Origin of the sequence: Nocardioides jishulii, assembly GCF_006007965.1 — a bacterium.
Taxonomy (GTDB): domain Bacteria; phylum Actinomycetota; class Actinomycetes; order Propionibacteriales; family Nocardioidaceae; genus Nocardioides; species Nocardioides jishulii.
Map to the genome: position 1 here is coordinate 885,160 of NZ_CP040748.1, position 17,149 is coordinate 902,308.

At 70.5% G+C, this 17,149-nt stretch carries 17 protein-coding genes; 12 read left to right on the forward strand and 5 right to left on the reverse strand.

Annotated elements, in window-relative coordinates; genetic code table 11:
- Positions 1-90 precede the first annotated feature (90 nt).
- Entirely contained in the window at positions 91-3,168 is a 3,078-nt protein-coding gene (locus FCL41_RS04220) for an efflux RND transporter permease subunit (RefSeq protein ID WP_137066156.1), read from the reverse strand.
- Between the two features lie 140 nt (positions 3,169-3,308).
- Between FCL41_RS04220 and FCL41_RS04225 the strand changes: the two genes are divergently transcribed.
- The 3 genes from FCL41_RS04225 (at position 3,309) to FCL41_RS04235 (ending at position 6,793) form a co-directional block, all read left to right on the forward strand.
- Positions 3,309-4,724 carry a M15 family metallopeptidase gene (locus FCL41_RS04225; protein WP_137066157.1) on the forward strand — a complete coding sequence of 472 codons (1,416 nt, stop codon included), beginning with the start codon at positions 3,309-3,311 and terminating at the stop codon, positions 4,722-4,724.
- A gap of 150 nt (positions 4,725-4,874) precedes the next feature.
- Positions 4,875-5,633 (forward strand): SDR family NAD(P)-dependent oxidoreductase, encoded by a 759-nt coding sequence (locus FCL41_RS04230; protein ID WP_137066158.1) that lies wholly within the window; start codon positions 4,875-4,877, stop codon positions 5,631-5,633.
- A 167-nt stretch (positions 5,634-5,800) separates the two neighbouring features.
- Positions 5,801-6,793, forward strand: coding sequence for a DUF3048 domain-containing protein (locus tag FCL41_RS04235; protein ID WP_170970272.1), 993 nt, complete (start codon positions 5,801-5,803; stop codon positions 6,791-6,793).
- Positions 6,794-6,877: 84 nt separating this feature from the next.
- Here FCL41_RS04235 and FCL41_RS04240 read toward each other — a convergent pair whose 3' ends face one another.
- Positions 6,878-7,546 carry a TetR/AcrR family transcriptional regulator gene (locus FCL41_RS04240; RefSeq protein ID WP_137066159.1) on the reverse strand — a complete coding sequence of 223 codons (669 nt, stop codon included), beginning with the start codon at positions 7,544-7,546 and terminating at the stop codon, positions 6,878-6,880.
- Between the two features lie 162 nt (positions 7,547-7,708).
- On the opposite strand from FCL41_RS04240, the gene FCL41_RS04245 reads away from it, so the two are divergent.
- The 6 genes from FCL41_RS04245 to FCL41_RS04270 all read left to right on the forward strand — a co-directional run bounded on the left by FCL41_RS04245 (position 7,709) and on the right by FCL41_RS04270 (position 12,341).
- The gene (locus FCL41_RS04245) at positions 7,709-8,227 is read left to right on the forward strand and encodes a hypothetical protein (RefSeq protein ID WP_137066160.1); all 519 of its coding nucleotides are present in this window, start codon (positions 7,709-7,711) and stop codon (positions 8,225-8,227) included.
- A gap of 202 nt (positions 8,228-8,429) precedes the next feature.
- Positions 8,430-9,017 carry a YqgE/AlgH family protein gene (locus FCL41_RS04250; protein WP_137066161.1) on the forward strand — a complete coding sequence of 196 codons (588 nt, stop codon included), beginning with the start codon at positions 8,430-8,432 and terminating at the stop codon, positions 9,015-9,017.
- Between the two features lie 51 nt (positions 9,018-9,068).
- The gene (locus tag FCL41_RS04255) at positions 9,069-9,359 is read left to right on the forward strand and encodes a DUF3039 domain-containing protein (RefSeq protein ID WP_137066162.1); all 291 of its coding nucleotides are present in this window, start codon (positions 9,069-9,071) and stop codon (positions 9,357-9,359) included.
- Positions 9,360-9,382: 23 nt separating this feature from the next.
- Positions 9,383-11,167, forward strand: coding sequence for a DEAD/DEAH box helicase (locus FCL41_RS04260; RefSeq protein WP_275403755.1), 1,785 nt, complete (start codon positions 9,383-9,385; stop codon positions 11,165-11,167).
- A gap of 38 nt (positions 11,168-11,205) precedes the next feature.
- Positions 11,206-11,646 carry a PaaI family thioesterase gene (locus FCL41_RS04265; protein WP_137066164.1) on the forward strand — a complete coding sequence of 147 codons (441 nt, stop codon included), beginning with the start codon at positions 11,206-11,208 and terminating at the stop codon, positions 11,644-11,646.
- A gap of 53 nt (positions 11,647-11,699) precedes the next feature.
- The gene (locus FCL41_RS04270) at positions 11,700-12,341 is read left to right on the forward strand and encodes an IclR family transcriptional regulator (RefSeq protein ID WP_137066165.1); all 642 of its coding nucleotides are present in this window, start codon (positions 11,700-11,702) and stop codon (positions 12,339-12,341) included.
- Positions 12,342-12,384: 43 nt separating this feature from the next.
- Here FCL41_RS04270 and FCL41_RS04275 read toward each other — a convergent pair whose 3' ends face one another.
- The gene (locus FCL41_RS04275) at positions 12,385-12,849 is read right to left on the reverse strand and encodes an Lrp/AsnC family transcriptional regulator (protein WP_137066166.1); all 465 of its coding nucleotides are present in this window, start codon (positions 12,847-12,849) and stop codon (positions 12,385-12,387) included.
- A gap of 82 nt (positions 12,850-12,931) precedes the next feature.
- Between FCL41_RS04275 and hppD the strand changes: the two genes are divergently transcribed.
- The gene (gene hppD, locus FCL41_RS04280) at positions 12,932-14,164 is read left to right on the forward strand and encodes a 4-hydroxyphenylpyruvate dioxygenase (protein ID WP_239021770.1); all 1,233 of its coding nucleotides are present in this window, start codon (positions 12,932-12,934) and stop codon (positions 14,162-14,164) included.
- Between the two features lie 45 nt (positions 14,165-14,209).
- On the forward strand, positions 14,210-14,746 hold the full coding sequence (locus FCL41_RS04285; RefSeq protein ID WP_239021771.1) for a DUF1697 domain-containing protein: 537 nt from the start codon (positions 14,210-14,212) through the stop codon (positions 14,744-14,746).
- 10 nt (positions 14,747-14,756) lie between these two features.
- Here the strand turns inward: FCL41_RS04285 and FCL41_RS04290 are convergent, their stop codons facing one another.
- Complete coding sequence (locus FCL41_RS04290) at positions 14,757-15,356, reverse strand: LysE/ArgO family amino acid transporter (protein ID WP_137066168.1); 600 nt, start codon at positions 15,354-15,356, stop codon at positions 14,757-14,759.
- A gap of 72 nt (positions 15,357-15,428) precedes the next feature.
- Between FCL41_RS04290 and FCL41_RS04295 the strand changes: the two genes are divergently transcribed.
- The gene (locus FCL41_RS04295; protein WP_239021772.1) at positions 15,429-16,349 is read left to right on the forward strand and encodes a LysR family transcriptional regulator ArgP; all 921 of its coding nucleotides are present in this window, start codon (positions 15,429-15,431) and stop codon (positions 16,347-16,349) included.
- Between the two features lie 33 nt (positions 16,350-16,382).
- Here the strand turns inward: FCL41_RS04295 and FCL41_RS04300 are convergent, their stop codons facing one another.
- Positions 16,383-17,147 carry an amino acid ABC transporter ATP-binding protein gene (locus FCL41_RS04300; RefSeq protein ID WP_137066169.1) on the reverse strand — a complete coding sequence of 255 codons (765 nt, stop codon included), beginning with the start codon at positions 17,145-17,147 and terminating at the stop codon, positions 16,383-16,385.
- Between the last annotated feature and the right edge of the window lie 2 nt (positions 17,148-17,149).

The window sequence follows — 17,149 nt, forward strand, 5'->3', positions numbered from 1 at the left end:
GACCCGGTCGCCCACTCCCCAGGCGGGCGCCGGGAGGAAATGACGACGGCGCCCGCCCCGAGTGGGGACGGGCGCCGACGTACGTCCGCGTCAGGCGGTGGCCGCCTCCGCCTGCTTCGCTGCCTGCTTCTTGCTGCGTCGCTCGGCCCTGCGCTCGCGGCGACGCTCCACCAGCAGGTAGAGCACCGGCACCAGGACCAGCGTCAGCACGGTCGAGGAGAGCAGTCCGCCGATCACCACGATGGCCAGGGGCTGGGAGATGAAGGCGCTGCCGCCGGTCACCCCCAGACCCATCGGGGTCAGGGCCAGGATCGTGGCGAGGGCGGTCATCACGATGGGCCGCAGTCGCTTGCCGCCGCCCTCCGTCAGGGCCTCGACGATCCCGTCGCCAGCGTTGCGCCGCTGGTTGACCAGGTCGATCAGCACGATGGCGTTGGTGACCACCACGCCGATCAGCATCAGCGCTCCGATGAGCGAGGCGACGCCCAGGGGCACGCCCGTCACCACCAGGAGGAGGAGGGCACCGGTCGCGGCGAACGGCACCGAGACGAGCAGGATCAGCGGCTGCACCAGCGAGTTGAAGGTGCCGACCATGACCATGTAGACGATCGCGATGGCCACCACGAGCGCCAGCCCGAGCTGGGCGAACGCCTCGGCCTGGTCCTCGGCCACGCCGCCGATCGTCACGTCCGTGCCCTCGGGCAGGTCGAGGTCGTCGAGCACCGTGGTGATGTCGGCGGTCAGGGTGCGCAGGTCGTCCGACGACGGGTCGGCCGAGATGGTGACCGTGCGGTCACCGTCCTGACGGGTGATCGACGCAGCGACCTTGCGCTCCTCGACCTCGGCCACCTGGCCGAGCGTGCCGCCCGGGCCGACGGGCAGCTGCTCGAGCTGCTTCACCGAGGTGGGCTTCGGGCCGGCCAGCAGGACGACGTCCATCTGCTCGTTGTCGATCGACACCCGGCCCACCGGCGGCTGGAAGAGCGTCTGGGCGAGGAGTCCGCCGATCACCGGCGAGGTGAGGCCGGCCGCCTGGGCCTGCGGACGCGCCGCGACCGAGAGGATGGGCTGGGCGGGGGAGGCGTCCGAGGTGAGCTCGCCGATGCCGTCGACCTTCTCGAGCGCCGACTGGACCTGGTCGGCCGCCTCGAGCAGGTTCTGCTGCTCGGTGGCGGTGACCACGACGTCGATGGCGGAGGAGAAGCCGCCGCCCTGACCGCCGCCGACCTGGATGTCGCCGTCGGCGTCCTCCAGCTTCGTACGCAGCTCGTCGGTGACCTCGGTGGCATCGGCGTCGTCGCTGAGGGTCACCGAGAAGGAGGTGCCCGAGCCGCCCGTGAAGGCGGCCATGAGCGGGTCGCCGCCGACGGTGGTGAGGACGGTCTCGACGCCGTCGACCCCGTCGACGATCTTCTCGACCTCGCGGGCCGCGGCGTCCTGGCGGGCCAGGCTCGCACCGGCCTCGAGCTCCTGGTTGATCGAGAGGGTGTTCTGGCCGGTGTCGCCGAGGAAGTTCGTCTTCAGGTAGGGCGTGAAGGCGAGGCCCACGGTGCCCAGCAGGATCACGAAGGCCATCGTGACCACGAGCCACGGCTTGCGCAGCGACCAGCGCAGGACGGGGTCGTAGGCGCGACGCAGCCAGGTGCGGTCGTCGCTCTCCTCGGCCTTGGCGCGCAGCTCGGCAGCCTCGGCCTCATCCGCCGGCTGCGGCTCCTTGAGGAACCAGTAGGCGAGGACCGGGATGATCGTCAGGGCCACGAGGAGGGAGGCGAGAAGCGCCAGCGAGACGGTGATCGCGAACGGACGGAAGAGCTCTCCGACCTGACCGCCGACCACGCCGATCGGCAGGAAGACCGCCGCCGTCGCGATGGTGGAGGAGGTGATCGCTCCGGCGACCTCGCGGACCGCCGTGACGATCGCCTGGATCTTGCCCTCTCCGTAGGCGAGGTGGCGCTTGATGTTCTCGATCACCACGATGGAGTCGTCGACCACGCGGCCGATCGCGACCGTCAGCGCACCCAAGGTCAAGATGTTGAGGCTGTAGCCGCCGACCCACAGGCCGATGAGGGTGACCAGCAGCGACAGCGGGATCGAGATCGCGGTGACGATGGTGGAGCGCAGTGAGTGCAGGAAGACCAGGATCACGAAGATCGCGAAGATCAGGCCGAGCCCGCCCTCGGTGGTGAGGTCCTCGACGGACTTCTCGATGAAGGGGGCCTGGTCGAAGGCGACCGAGAACTCGGTGCCGTCGCCCATCTTCTCCTCGAGCTCGGGGATCAGCTCGTTGACGGCGTGGGAGATGTCGACGGTGTTGCCGTCGGGGGTCTTGGTGACGGCCAGCGAGAGACTGGGGTCACCGTTGGTGCGGGCGTACGAGGTGGGCGCGGCCTGACCGACCTTGACCTGCGCCAACGTGCCGAGGGGACGCGTCCCCTCGCCGACCTTGACCGGCACCTGCTTGAGCTCGGCCAGCGAGGTGGGCGTCGTGCCGACCTGGACCGAGAGTGCCCGGTCGCCGTCGTCGAGGCTGCCGGCGGGCACCATCTGCGCCGCCTTGAGCGCGTCGGAGACCTGCTGGCCGGTCACGCCCTCGGCCGCGGCCTGCGGCTTGAGGGTGATCTCGACCCGGTTGGTCGGTGCTCCGCTGAGCTGGACCTCGCGCACGCCCTCGATGTCGCTGAACTCGGGGACGGCCACCTGCTCGAGCTCGTCGGCCAGCTCGCTGGGCGAGCGGTCAGAGGTGATCGAGAGCTGCACGATCGGCACCTGGGAGATGTCACCGGCGAAGACGACGGGGTCCACCGATTCCGGCAGGGTCCGCAGCCCGACCATGGCGCTCTCGACCTGCTGCACGGCACGGTCGAGGTCGGTGCCGTAGTCGAGGCTGACCAGCACGGTGGCCGCGCCCGAGGAGGAGGTCGAGCTGACCGAGTCGAGTCCGTCGACCCCGGCGACCGCCTCCTCGATGGGCACGGTGACCTCCTGCTCCACCGCCTCGGGGGAGGCGCCCGCGTAGGGAGCCACCACGCCGACGAGCGGGAACTGGAGGTTGGGGATCAGCTCGAGCTTGAGCGAGCCGAGGGCCACGCCGCCGAAGATGGCGACGATGACTGTGGCAAGGGCGACGAAGGCGCGGTTGCGCAGGGAGAACGAGGCAAGTGAGCCCACGGGTGAGTGCTCCTGAGAGGTGACAAGGCGGGGTTCGCACGGGCACCCGTGCCAGTCGAGGGTAGCCAGCGATTCCCAACCGCGAGGACGAACAGTGGCCGCAACGGGTGACAAATGGATGAAATGGGTACCATCGTGACGTGCGTCATGTCCTGGTCGTCATTCTCGGTACCGTCCTGGCCCTCCTGCCCTTCCCGGCGTACGCAGCCGAAGCCAGTCCTGGGAAGCTCGGGCCCGCCGTCGCGCTCGGCGTCACCAGCACGCCGGCCAGGTCGGGAGAAGCGTCCACCGTGACGCTTGCCCTCACCCCGGCCCCTGGTGCTCCCGAGTCGCTGACCCTTGAGCGCTGGAACGGGACGACCTGGCACCGGGTCACCACGGTGACGACCGACGAGGCCGGCCGGGCCATCGCCGCGGTGACCCTGGCCCGCGACCCGGCCCGCAACCGTCTGCGCGCCACCCTGCCGGGCGATGCCACTCGCCCCGCGGTGGTCACCGAGCACACGCCCACGCTGCGCCGGTGGGGGAGCACCGTCACGCTGCGGGCGCCGAAGAGCGTCGTGGACGAGGGCCGGATCATCCTGAGGCTCGGGTGGAAGGCGGCCAACGCCGAAGCCGTCTCCGGATGGGTCAAGGTCCAGGCCAAGCAGCGCCGTGGGAAGACGTACGCGAAGAAGTGGAGGACGGTGGCGCGCGTGCGCACCGACGCCAAGGGAGTGGCGACGCTGCAGCGAACGCCTCGGTGGGACACGCGGTGGCGAGCCGTGGGTGAGCAGCAGGCCTGGGTGGCCGCGGACACCTCCGGCGTCTCGCGCACGGTCAACCGTCCTCCCGGCCGGCCTGTGGCGCTGCCCCAGGGCGCTCCCCGTCCGCGAGTCACCCTGCCCAGGCCCCGGCGGGCGGTCGGGAAGGGCGCCAACGTGGTGGTCCGCACGATCCCCGACGGGGTGTGGCGCTCGATGGTGGGTCGCTCCTGGCGCAAGGGCTGCCCCGTCGGTCGCTCGGGCCTGCGACTCGTCCAGACCAACTTCTGGGGATTCGACGGCTACCGCTACCGCGGGGAGGTGGTGGTGGCGAAGTCGGTCACCGCCAACTTCGCCGGGGCCTTCCGCGAGATGCACGAGCGACGCATCCCGGTGCGCCAGATGCGCCGCGTCGACCGCTTCGGCTGGTCGAAGAAGCTCGGCGGCGCCGATGACTACCGTTCCATGGCGGCCGACAACACCTCGGTCTTCAACTGCCGAGGGGTGGTCGGCAGCCCGCGCGTGCGCTCGCCGCACTCGTACGGGCGTTCCCTCGACCTCAACCCGTGGGAGAACCCGTACCACGCCCGCGACGGCATCCACCCGAACAGGTGGTGGGCGTCGAGGTCCCACCCGAAGGTGGCCTGGCGCGGCCAGGGTCACGCGGTCGTACGCCTGCTCGCTCGTCATGGCTTCCGGTGGACCTACGGGACCTCCGACGCGCACCACTTCGACGCGGTGGCCGGTGCCGGGGGCCAGGGTCTGCGTGAGCTGCTGAGCTCGCCCGCCTGCGTGGACGACGTCTGCCACTGACCTCCCACGTCCCCTCCTGCGTACGGCTGCCTCCGCGGTGATGGTGGTCTGCTTGACGCGACGCCCGACATCCGGGCGTGGCGTGGACGACGGCCCTAGAGTGTCCGGCGGCGCCGAGGAGAGGCCCCGGCCACACACAGGAGGAAGCAGATGGGTCGTTTCGACGGACGTGTCGCTGTCATCACCGGAGCCGCTCGGGGCATCGGCTTCGGAACCGCCCAGCGGTTCGCGGCCGAGGGTGCCAAGGTCGCGTTGATCGACCTCGACGAGTCGGCCGCGGCCGAGGCGGCGGGCCGCATCGACGGTGAGGCGATCGGCGTCGGGTGCGACGTCTCCGACGCCGCCGCCGTGGAGGCCGCCTTCGAGCGCATCGTCGCCGAGCTCGGCGGGGTGCACATCCTCGTCAACAACGCCGGCATCACCCGGGACAACCTCCTCTTCAAGATGACCGAGGCCGACTGGGACCTGGTCATGAACGTGCACCTCAAGGGCGCCTTCCTCATGACCAAGGCGGCGCAGAAGCACTTCGTCGAGCAGAAGTACGGCAAGGTCGTGAACCTCTCCTCGGTCTCCGCCTACGGCAACCGGGGCCAGGCCAACTACGCCGCTGCCAAGATGGGCGTGCAGGGGTTCACCCGCACCCTCGCGATCGAGCTCGGCCCCTTCGGCGTCAACGTCAACGCGGTCGCACCGGGCTTCATCGCCACCGAGATGACCGACGCCACCGCCGCCCGCCTGGGCCTGGGCGTGGAGGAGTTCCGCGAGCTCAACGCCCAGAACAACCCCGTGCGCCGCGTCGGCCACCCCGAGGACATCGCCGCCGCCGTCGCCTTCCTCTGCAGCGACGAGGCGTCGTACGTCACCGGCCAGACGCTGCTGGTCGACGGCGGCGCCAAGCTCGTCAGCTGACCTGTCCTCGAGACCTGGCCCCGGGCTGTCGGGCGACCACTGTCACCTGTGGTCGAGGGGCGCCTGTCATATTTGTCGAGGGTCACCAGTGGGCGCGTTCTCCCCCGCAGGGGGAGCGACGGGCAGCACACTGGTGCTCACCACGCTTCACGATCGGAGTCACACACGTGCGTTCACGTTCCCTTGGCCTCACCGCCGCCCTGCTCTCTGCGGCCCTTCTCCTCACCGGTTGCGGAGGGGACGAGAAGGAGGAGCCGAAGGCCGAGCCCACCACCGAGCCGGCTGTGCCGGACACCTGGCCGCTGACCGGGGAGGAGCTGCCGGAGGGCGAGAGCGCCGCGCGCAACCACCCGGTGCTCGTCGCCAAGATCGACAACACCTCCAGCGCCAGTCCGCAGGTGGGTCTCGGCAAGGCCGACCTGGTCTTCGAGGAGATGGTCGAGGGCCGGATGACCCGCCTCGCCGCCTTCTTCTACAGCGACCTGCCCAAGGAGGTCGGCCCGGTCCGCTCGATGCGCGGCACCGACATCGACATCGTCTCCCCGGTCGACGGGATCCTGGTCACCTCCGGCGCCGCGCCGATGACCAAGGACCGCCTCGGTCGCGCTGGCGTCAGCTTCATCGAGGAGCAGGCCGAGGGCTTCCGTCGCGACCCCTCCCGCTCGTCGACCTACAGCGTCATGGCCGACCTCAAGGTGCTCGGCAAGTCCAAGAAGGTCGACGACGTCCGCCCCGATGACTACTTCGTCTTCGGCACGCCCGAGGACCTGCCGGAAGGCAAGCCCGCCAAGGCCTTCGACGTCGACTTCGGCAACCACACGACGTCGTGGAGCTTCGCCAACGGCACCTACGCCATCCAGAACAGCCTTGCCGGGCAGGGCGACGAGTTCCCCGCCAGCACCGTCCTGGTGCTGCGGGTGAAGGCGGAGTACGCCGGCTACGAGGACCTGGCCAACAACCGGGTCTACGACAGCAAGTTCAAGGGCAAGGGCAAGGCCCAGCTCTTCCACGGGGGCAAGGTCATCAACGCCACCTGGACCAAGGACGGTGCCAACGGCCAGCTGAAGCTCGAGGCCGACGGTGCCGAGCTGAAGGTCCCGGCTGGTCGTACCTTCGTCGAGCTGCTGCCCCAGGAGGGCAGCGTCACCATCAAGCCCTGACGTACCGACGTCGTACGAAGCCCCCGGTCGCGCCTGCGCGCCGGGGGCTTCGTGCGTCTCCTGGCGTCGAGCTGCGCGTCGCGGTCAGGGCTGGGAGGTCAGGGAGGTCAGGGTGGCGACGGCCGCGTCGAGGGACGGGTGCTGGCTGCTGATCTGGCGCAGCGCCCCGATCAGCAGCCGGAGCGAGGTCTCGACCCTTGCCCTCTCCAGCTCCTCCTCCCGGCTGTTCGCCACGGCGGCGCCGGCCGAGTTCATGGCCCCGAACATGATCCGGCTGAAGGTCTCGAGCAGCTCCTCGGGCAGCTGCCACTCGCCCGCGGTCAGGGTCGCCCGGACCAGCCGGGAGACGGTGGTGAAGGCGGAGCGTTCGTCGGGGCGCACCCCGGACAGGCCGAGGACCACGGGCCCCTCCTCGAGGATGATCCGCCGGTAGCTGGGCTCGCACACGATCTCCAGGAAGGCCTGCATGCCGGCGCTCACGGCCACCCAGGGGTCGTCCTCGACGTCGACCACGGCGTCGATGCGCCGCACCGCGTCGTTCTCCACGTGGTGGTGGACCGCCGCGAAGAGGCCGGGCTTTCCGTCGAAGTGGTGGTAGAGCGCGCCCTTGGTGACGTGGGCCTCGGCCACGATGCTGTCGAGTGAGGTGGCGGCGTAGCCGCGCGTGGTGAAGAGCTCGCGCGCCACGCGCAGGAGATCCTCCTTCGTCGCCGACGGAGGCGTGCGGAGCCGGCCGGAGATCTGGCTGTCCATCCGGCGATCCTAGGGGTGCGCGTCGCCGGCGCCGCACATGTAACCGGGGTCACTCCCCGAGTGTTGGTGTGGGGCTGGAGCGGTGACGTACCCTCGGTATGTCGCTGGGACGCACGGTGTTCCGCGGCCATCACCAGCCCGTCCGCGCGGAAGGAGACGTCCATGACCTGGACCTCGCCCCGACGCGACCTGGTGCTGCAGGACGTCCTCGCCGAGGTCGACCGTCGACTCGACGGCCACCTCCCGATGGACGTCGAGGGAGTCGGCCAGACGTTCCGCGACGAGCAGACGCTGGCCGACGTGCTGCAGGTCCGCTGGCAGGCGGCCCTCGCGGCGCAGGTCGAGCGTGCCCTGGCCGAGGCTCCGGACGATCCCGAGTCGGCCGTCGTGCGCGCCTGGCGTCGTACGGTGCGTGCCCTCCCGGGCGTACGCATGGTGCTCGACGGTGACTGGGAGCGCGCCGAGGGGCAGCGCCGCGTCACCCTGGAGCGTCGTCGCGCGCGCCAGCACCAGTGGCTGGCGCAGCGCGCCGGGTTCGTCGTCACCGACCACCCCGTCGACGAGGCCGCGGTGGAGTTCGGCTCGGCCCTCGAGGCCGAGGGCCGGCGCTACTACCGCCCTGGTCAACGCCCCTCGCCCCCGCCGCTGCTGAAGCGGCTCAAGGCGGTCCTCGCCGCCTGACGGCCCACGCCGTCCCCCGATCAGGCAGCCCCGATCCGGTGCACCGCGGTTTCCCTGCCGCGTCTCCCTCCCTCCCTCCCGCACCGGAGCCGGGGCTGTCTCCATTTCTGCGCACCTGCGTTCGCCGTCCAGCCTTCGCCCTCATGGCTATTTCTCTGGCTCCGGGCTGCCGCGGTGCGCGAGCTTCGGTCATGATGGAGGCATGGCTTCTCGCACCCCTGGAGCGAACGACGTCACCGCGGTGGTCCCCGGTGCTCTGCTGGTCGCCCAGCCGGCGATGGGCGACCCCAACTTCTCCGAGACCGTCGTGCTGGTCCTCGACGTCGACGACGACGGCGCTCTGGGTGTCGTGCTCAACCGTCCGTCGCCGCTGCTGGTGGCCGCGGTCTTCGAGGAGTGGCGGGACCTCGTCGGAGAGCCCGAGGTCCTCTTCCGCGGAGGGCCGGTGGGCACCGACGGCGCGCTGGCGCTCGCCCTGCTGCGTGATCCGGAGCAGGCGCCCCAGGGGTTCCGGCCCGTGCTCGGCCGCCTCGGGGTCCTCGACCTGGAGACCCCGGTGGACCTCGTGCAGCCGGCCCTGGCGCGTCTGCGCATCTTCGCGGGCTACGCCGGGTGGGGCCCGGGGCAGCTCGCCGACGAGGTGGGCGAGGGGGCGTGGTACGTGGTCCCGGCCGAACCCGAGGACGTCTTCTCGCCGGAGTCCGACGACCTCGTGCGTGAGGTCCTGCGGCGCCAGCCCGGCGCGATGGCGTGGCACTCGACACGTCCCGCCGACCCCGACCTGAACTGAGGAGCGCAGGGTGCGGAATGGGTGGGGCAACTGGCCTAGACTGGCTGGACCATGACCCAGTTCGGTTTCCAGCCCTCCGGTTCCACGCTCGAAGATCGCCGCACCGTCCCCGTCGAGGACGGCGACCACGAGCGGTTCTCGCACTACGTCCCGAAGGACAAGCTCACCGAGGCGATGGTGATGGGTACGCCCGTCATCGCGCTGTGCGGCAAGGTCTGGGTGCCCAGCCGGTCGCCGGAGAAGTACCCGGTCTGTCCGGAGTGCAAGGAGATTCGCGACGGCATCAGCCCCGGCGGTGGCTCCGGTGGATCCGGTGGCAACGGCGGGGGCTCCGACGCGTGACGGGCCGGCCTGACGCCGCCCCCGTGACTTCCGCACTTCCTCCGGCCTGGCCGGAGCGTGCGGCATGGGGCACGGCCACGAAGCTGCGCGCCTGGCAGTCGGAGGCGATGAACAAGTACTTCACCGAGAACCCTCGTGACTTCCTCACGGTGGCGACCCCCGGCGCCGGCAAGACGACCTTCGCGCTGACGGTGGCGGCCGAGCTGCTCGCACGCCGCGTGGTCGAGCGCCTCGTGATCGTCGCGCCCACCGACCACCTCAAGACCCAGTGGGCCGAGGCCGCCGGACGGGCCGGCATTCCGCTGGACCCCGCGTACTCGGCGGGCCAGGGCAAGACGTCGAAGGACTACCTCGGCATCGTCGTCACCTACGCCGGTGTCGCCGTCAACCCGCTCGCGATGCGCATCCGGACCGAGCGGTTCAAGACGCTGGTCATCCTCGACGAGGTGCACCACGCGGGTGACGCCCTCTCGTGGGGCGACGGGGTCCGGGAGGCGTTCGACCCGGCCACGCGTCGTCTGGCGCTGACCGGGACGCCCTTCCGGTCCGACATCAACCCGATCCCGTTCGTGACCTACGAGCCCGGCCCCGACGGTGTCCCGCGCTCGCGCGCCGACTACTCCTACGGCTACGGCGAGGCCCTCGCCGACCACGTGGTGCGTCCGGTGCTCTTCATGGCCTACTCCGGCGAGATGACCTGGCGCACGAGTGCGGGCGACGAGGTCGCTGCCCGCCTCGGAGAGCCCCTGACCAAGGACCTGACGCAGCAGGCGCTGCGTACGGCCCTGGACCCCAAGGGAGCATGGATGCCGGCCGTCCTCCAGGCCGCTGACAAGCGACTGGGAGAGGTGCGACGTCACGTCCCCGACGCCGGCGGGCTGGTGATCGCCACCGACCAGGACAGTGCCCGGGCCTACGCCAAGCTGCTGCGCTCCATCACCGGTGAGGCGCCGGTCGTGGTGCTCTCGGACGAAAAGGCGGCGTCGAAGAAGATCGGCGCCTTCACCACCTCCGACGACCGGTGGATGGTCGCCGTCCGGATGGTCTCCGAAGGTGTTGACGTGCCCCGCCTGGCGGTGGGGGTGTGGGCGACCACGACGTCGACCCCGCTCTTCTTCGCCCAGGCCGTCGGACGCTTCGTGCGTGCCCGCAAGCGGGGAGAGACCGCCTCGGTCTTCCTTCCGTCGGTGCCCAACCTGCTCGGCTTCGCCTCCGAGATGGAGGTCCAGCGCGACCACGTGCTCAAGCGGCGGGTGAGCGACGACGGCGACATCTTCGCGGCGGAGAACGACCTGCTGGCCGCCGCCAACGCGAGCGAGTCGGCCTCCTCCGACCTCGACGGCTTCGCCTTCGAGGCGCTCGACTCCAACGCGACCTTCGACCGGGTGCTGTACGACGGCGGAGAGTTCGGCCACGCCGGCGAGGTGCACGTCGGGTCGGAGGAGGAGATGGACTTCCTCGGCATCCCCGGGCTGCTCGAGCCCGACCAGGTGCGCGACCTGCTGCACTCGCGCCAGAGCGAGCGCGCGCAGAAGCAGAAGAAGGACATGGCGTCCAAGGCCCGCGAGGCGATCCGGGCCACCCAGGACGCCGAGAAGCTGACCCAGCACGAGCAGCTCTCGGTGCTGAGGCGCGAGCTCAACGGCCTGGTCGCGGCGTGGTACCACCGCACCGGGCAGGCGCACGGGATCACCCACTCGACGCTGCGCAAGCAGTGCGGCGGGCCGGCAGCAGCTGTCGCGACCGCCGAGCAGCTGACCGAGCGGATCGAGAAGATCCGTGAGTGGGCGATGAAGAAGAGCTCCTGACCTGACGGGTGCTCGCGCCATGGGGCAGGCTGGGCGCCATGCCCAGCGACGACGTCACCCTCGACGGTTATGCCCAGCTCCAGTTCGTGGTCGACGGGATCATCGAGGTGCCCATCGGGACCACCCTCGGCATGGACGGGTTCGACCTCGAGCGCGGCTCCGTCACCGTCTGGCTCACCCCTGACCGGGCGAAGCACTGGAACCCGATCGGGGTCATGCACGGGGGAGTGATCTCGACGCTCCTCGACACCGCGGCCGCCTGCTCGGTGCACTCGACGCTCGCCGAGGGCGAGAACTACACCTCGCTGGACCTCAACGTGAAGTTCCTGCGGGCCGTGACCGAGGAGTCGGGACGCCTGCGGTGCGTCGGCAGCGTGGTGCAGCGCGGGCGGCGTACGGCGCTGGCCGAGGCGCACCTGTACGACGCCTCCGACCGGCTGGTGGCCCAGGCCACGTCGACCTGCATGATCTTCGCCTGAGACGCACACGACTCCACTCCCCAGCGGGGCCGCTGCTCGCTAGATTGACGGCCATGGCGGCGGAGACCTCGCAGACACTGGACCGCGGCATCCGGGCGCTCCGGGTGCTGGCGGACTCGCCGGAGGGCGTCACCGTCACGGACCTGGCCGGACGACTGGAGGTCAACCGCACGGTGGCCTACCGCCTCGTGGCCACGCTCGAGCAGCACGGTCTCGTCCGTCGCAACGACAAGGGCCTGCTCCACCTCGGGATGGGTCTCCTGGCGCTGTCGGGAGCCGTGCAGCCGCTGCTGAGGGACCGCGCCGTGCCTGCCCTGCGTCAGCTCGCGGAGACGGTCGGGTGCACCTCCCACCTCACCATCGCCGACGGCGACGAGGCGGTGGCCCTGGTCGTCGTCGAGCCCTCGTGGACCGACTACCACGTCGCCTACCGGGTGGGCTCGCGCCACCCGGTAGGGCAGGGCGCCGCCGGCAAGGCGATCTGCCTGGTGCGTGAGGGCGACCGGCAGACGCCGTACGCCGCCACGACCTCCGAGCTGCACTCCGGTGCCCACGGCCTCGCGGCCCCGGTACGCGGGGTCCCCGGCCTGGAGGCCTCCGTCGGTGTGGTCACGCTCGGCGGGCCCGTGGACGAGTCGGTCGTCGCCCCCCGCGTCGTGCTCGCGGCCGACGAGGTCGCCCTGCGGTTGCGCTGAGGAGCACCGCGCTTGCGCTGACGAGCACTGCGCCTGCGCTGACTCAGCGCGCCGCCACGTGCGTGGCCAGCGGCAGCACCCGGTGGGGCACCTGCTCCGCGAGGGCGATGACCGTGGTGGAGCGGGAGATGCCGTCGTGCTCCAGGACCTGGTCGATGACGCGTTGCAGGTCGGCGTTCGACCGGGCGACGACGCGGGTCCACATGTCACCGTCGCCGGTGATGGTGTGGGCCTCGATGACCTCGGGGATCTGCGCGAGGTGGGCGCTGACGAGGTGGTGACCGGTGCCCTGGCGGATCTGGAGGGTGAGGAAGGCGGTGACCGGGTGACCGAGCGCCGCCGGCGAGAGGTGCGGGTGCCACCCGGTGATGACACCGCGTTCGGCCAGGCGGTCCAGCCGTGCCTGCACCGTCCCGCGGGCCACCCCGAGCCGGCGAGAGGCCGCCAGGACTCCCACGTGTGGCTCCTCGGTGAAGAGAGTGAGCAGTCTGCTGTCCAGATCGTCCATGTCGCTCCTCCGCGCCGGTCAGGTTGTCCAACGAATCCGTGTGCTGTTGCACACACTGCATCATGGCGCAGAGGGTGTAGTCATGACACCCGAGACGCACACGACGCCCCGTCATCCCATGGAGTCGCTCACCGCGGACGAGCTGCGCGCCGAGCTCACCGTCGAGCAGCTGCGCGAGCTGGTCGGCCTGGTGGAGTACGACGCCTCCACGGACCCGTTCCCCGTCACCGGGATGGACGCGATCTGCTTCGTCGTCGGCAACGCCACGCAGACGGCCGCCTACTACCAGCTCGCCCTCGGGATGGAGCTGGAGGCCTACCGGGGCCCCGAGACGGGTCTGCGCGACGCCAAGGTCTTCGTGCTGCGCTCGGGGTCGGCGCGCTTCGTCTTCGCCGGGGGAGTGTCGCCGGACAGTCCGTTGCTGGAGCACCACCGCAAGCACGGTGACGGCGTCGTCGACCTGGCCCTCGAGGTGCCCGACGTCGACCGGTGCATCGACCATGCGCGTGCGGTGGGTGCCACCATCCTCGACGAGCCGTACGACATCACCGACGAGCACGGCACGGTGCGGATGGCGGCGATCGCGACGTACGGCGAGACCCGGCACACCCTGGTCGACCGCTCGCGCTACGACGGCCCCTACCTGCCCGGCTTCGTGGCGCGCACCTCCACGGTCGCCCGGGGCGAGGGGCACCCGCGCCGGCTGTTCCAGGCGGTCGACCACTGCGTGGGCAACGTCGAGCTCGGCCGCATGGACGAGTGGGTGGAGTTCTACAACAAGGTCCTCGGCTTCACCAACATGGCCGAGTTCATCGGCGACGACATCGCCACCGACTACTCGGCGTTGATGTCCAAGGTGGTCGCCAGCGGCAACCACCGGGTCAAGTTCCCGCTCAACGAGCCGGCGGTGGGCAAGAAGCGCTCGCAGATCGACGAGTACCTGGACTTCTACGCCGGTGCTGGCTGCCAGCACATCGCCCTGGCCACCAGCGACATCCTGCGGACCGTCGACCTGCTGCGCGACAACGGCGTCGAGTTCCTCGACACCCCCGACTCCTACTACGACGATCCCGAGCTGCGCGAGCGGATCGGCCACGTGCGGGTGCCGGTGGAGGAGCTGAAGAAGCGCAAGATCCTGGTCGACCGCGACGAGGACGGCTACCTCCTGCAGATCTTCACCAAGCCGCTGGGGGACCGGCCGACGATCTTCTTCGAGTTCATCGAGCGGCACGGGTCGCTCGGCTTCGGCAAGGGCAACTTCAAGGCGCTCTTCGAGGCCATCGAGCGCGAGCAGGACCTGCGCGGCAACCTCTGACCGGGTCGGGGAGGGTGGCGGTCGGCGCGGGCTAGGTTGGGGCCCGTGCCGACCTACATCGCCTTCCTGAGGGCCATCAACCTGGGCAAGAGCCGCAAGTTCCCGAAGGACGCGATCGCGGGTGCCACCGCGTCGATCGGGGCGCGCGACGTGGCGACCTACATCAACACGGGCAACGTACGCCTGGCCTCGTCGATGCGCTCGCCGGCGAAGGTGGAGGCGGCGCTCGAGGCGGCCTACCTCGCCGACCGCGGCTTCGAGGTGCCGACGATCGTCTTCACGCCCCCGCAGCTGCGCGAGGTGGTGGCGGACTGTGAGGCCCTGCGCGCCGAGTTCGGCGAGCCGGGCACCCACTACGTCACGCTGCTGAAGGCAACGCCGCCGCTCGCGGCCGTGGACGCCGTGCACGCCCTGCAGGCGCCGCACGAGCGGCTTGTGGTGCGGGGACGTGCGCTGCACCTGATGACGGACGGCGGCGTGCAGGGCTCACGCCTCGACAACGCCCGTGAGCTGAAGGACCTGGGCGTCGGCACCGCCCGCACGGTCAACGTGGTGCGTACGCTCGTCGAACGCTGGTGCTGACCAGCCCCGCTCAGTGCGCGAGCAGTGAGACGCCCAGCGCACCCATGACCACGGCGATGCCGCCGTCGAGGAAGCGCCACGAGTTGGGCTTGGCGAAGAGTCCGCGCAGCAGGCGCGAGCCGTAGCCGAGGGCGAAGAACCAGCAGGTGCTGGCCAGCAGCGCACCGGCGAGGAACCACCAGCGGTCGACGCCGAACGAGTTGGCCACGGTGCCGAGCAGGACGATGGCGTCCAGGTAGAAGTGCGGGTTGAGCCAGGTCAGCGCCAGCGCGGTGAGCACGGCCGTACGCATGCTCATGGTCGCGCCGTCCCCGGCCTCCAGCCCGGTGGGACGCCACGCGCGCAGGGCGGCGTGGAGGCCGAAGGCGATCAGGTAGAGACCGCCGATCACCTGGGCGACGGGCAGGGCGGCGGGCCAACGCTGGATCACGGCGCCCAGTCCGGCGACGCCGGCGGTGATGGCGACGACGTCGGAGAGCAGGCAGGTCAGCACGATCGGCAGGACCTGTTCGCCGCGGATCCCCTGACGGAGGACGAAGGCGTTCTGGGCGCCGATGGCGACGATCAGGGCGAGACCGGTGAACAGACCGGTGAAGAGCACGTTGAACACGAGAGAAACGGTACGGCGCCATCAACCCTCAATCCAGCGAAGGATTCTGGGGAATCATTAGAATCTCTTGTTGTGAAAGACCTCACTCAGCTGGACCCCGTCGCCCTGCGCACCCTGGCCACCGCCGTACGTGTCGGCACCTTCGAAGCGGCCGCCCGGGAGCTCCACGTGACCCCCTCGGCGGTGAGCCAGCGCATCAAGGCGTTGGAGACCCGGGTCGGTCGGGTCCTGGTGCACCGGACCAAGCCGTTGGAGGCCACCGACGCGGGTCATGTGCTCGTCCGGCTGGCCGCGCAGACGGAGATGCTGGAGCGCGAGGCCTACGCCGAGCTGGTCGACGACCCCGACGACGACACGGACGCCGGGGCACCGTGGACCAGCGTGCCGCTGGCGGTCAACTCCGACGCGATGTTCGACTGGTTCGTCGAGGCGTTGGTGAGCGTGCGCCAGCGCCACCGCGTCACCTTCGACGTCCTGCGCGAGGACCAGAGTCGCACCACCGAGCGGTTGCGCCGTGGCGAGGTGATGGCGGCGATCACCTCCGACCCGCGACCGGTGCCCGGCTGCAAGGTCGAGCGGATCGGTGCCATGCGCTACCTCGCGGTCGCGACCCCGGCGTACGTCGCCGAGCACCTGCCGGACGGGCCCACGCCCGCCGCGCTCGGGCGGGCGCCGATGGTCGCGTTCGACCGCGACGACACCCTGCAGCACGACTTCCTACGCAAGGTCACGCGGCGCCACCTCGCGCCACCGACGACGCTGATCCCGTCGGTGCACCAGTTCGACCACGCCGTCCACCGCGGACTGGGGTGGGGGATGCTCATGGACTCCGAGACCCGGGAGGACCTCGACGCCGGCCGCCTGGTCGAGATCGTCCCGGGACGCCACGTCGACGTGCCGCTCTACTGGCAGCGCTGGCGCCTGGAGTCGCCGGTGATGGTCGACCTCACCGCCGCCGTGATCGAGCATGCCCGGTCATGGCTGGAGCGGTGAGGCCGGCGTACGGCAACCCAGCGGGAAGTCGGGCTAGAGCACCTTCGACAGGAAGGCCTGCGTACGTTCGTGCTGCGGGTTCGCCAGCACCTCCTCGGGCACGCCCTCCTCGACGATGACGCCGTCGTCCATGAAGACCAGCTTGTCGCCGACCTCGCGGGCGAAGCCCATCTCGTGGGTCACGACCATCATGGTCATGCCCTCGGCGGCGAGCTCGCGCATCACGTCGAGCACGTCGCCGACCAGCTCGGGGTCGAGCGCCGAGGTGGGCTCGTCGAAGAGCATCATGTCGGGGCTCATCGACAGGGCGCGGGCGATGGCCACCCGCTGCTGCTGGCCACCGGAGAGGTGCGCCGGGTAGGCCTCTTCCTTGTCCGAGAGGCCGACCTTCTCGAGCATGGCCCGGGCCGTGGCGAGGGCCTCGGCCTTCGACCGCTTCAGCACCTTGCGCTGGGCGACGACGAGGTTGTCGATCACCGTCATGTGCGGGAAGAGGTTGAACTGCTGGAAGACGATGCCGATGCGCGTACGCACCTTGTCGAGGTCGGTCTCGGGGTCGGTGATGTCGATGCCCTCGACGACCACCTGGCCGGAGTCGGGCTCCTCCAGACGGTTGACGCAGCGCAGCAGGGTCGACTTGCCGGAGCCCGAGGGGCCGATCACGCAGACGACCTCACCCTGGTCGACGTGGAAGTCGATGCCCTTGAGGACCTCGTTCTTGCCGAAGGACTTGTGCAGGTCGCGGATCTCGATCGCGCGCGTCGACCCGGTGGCGGTCGTGGGGGAGGGGGTGCTCACGG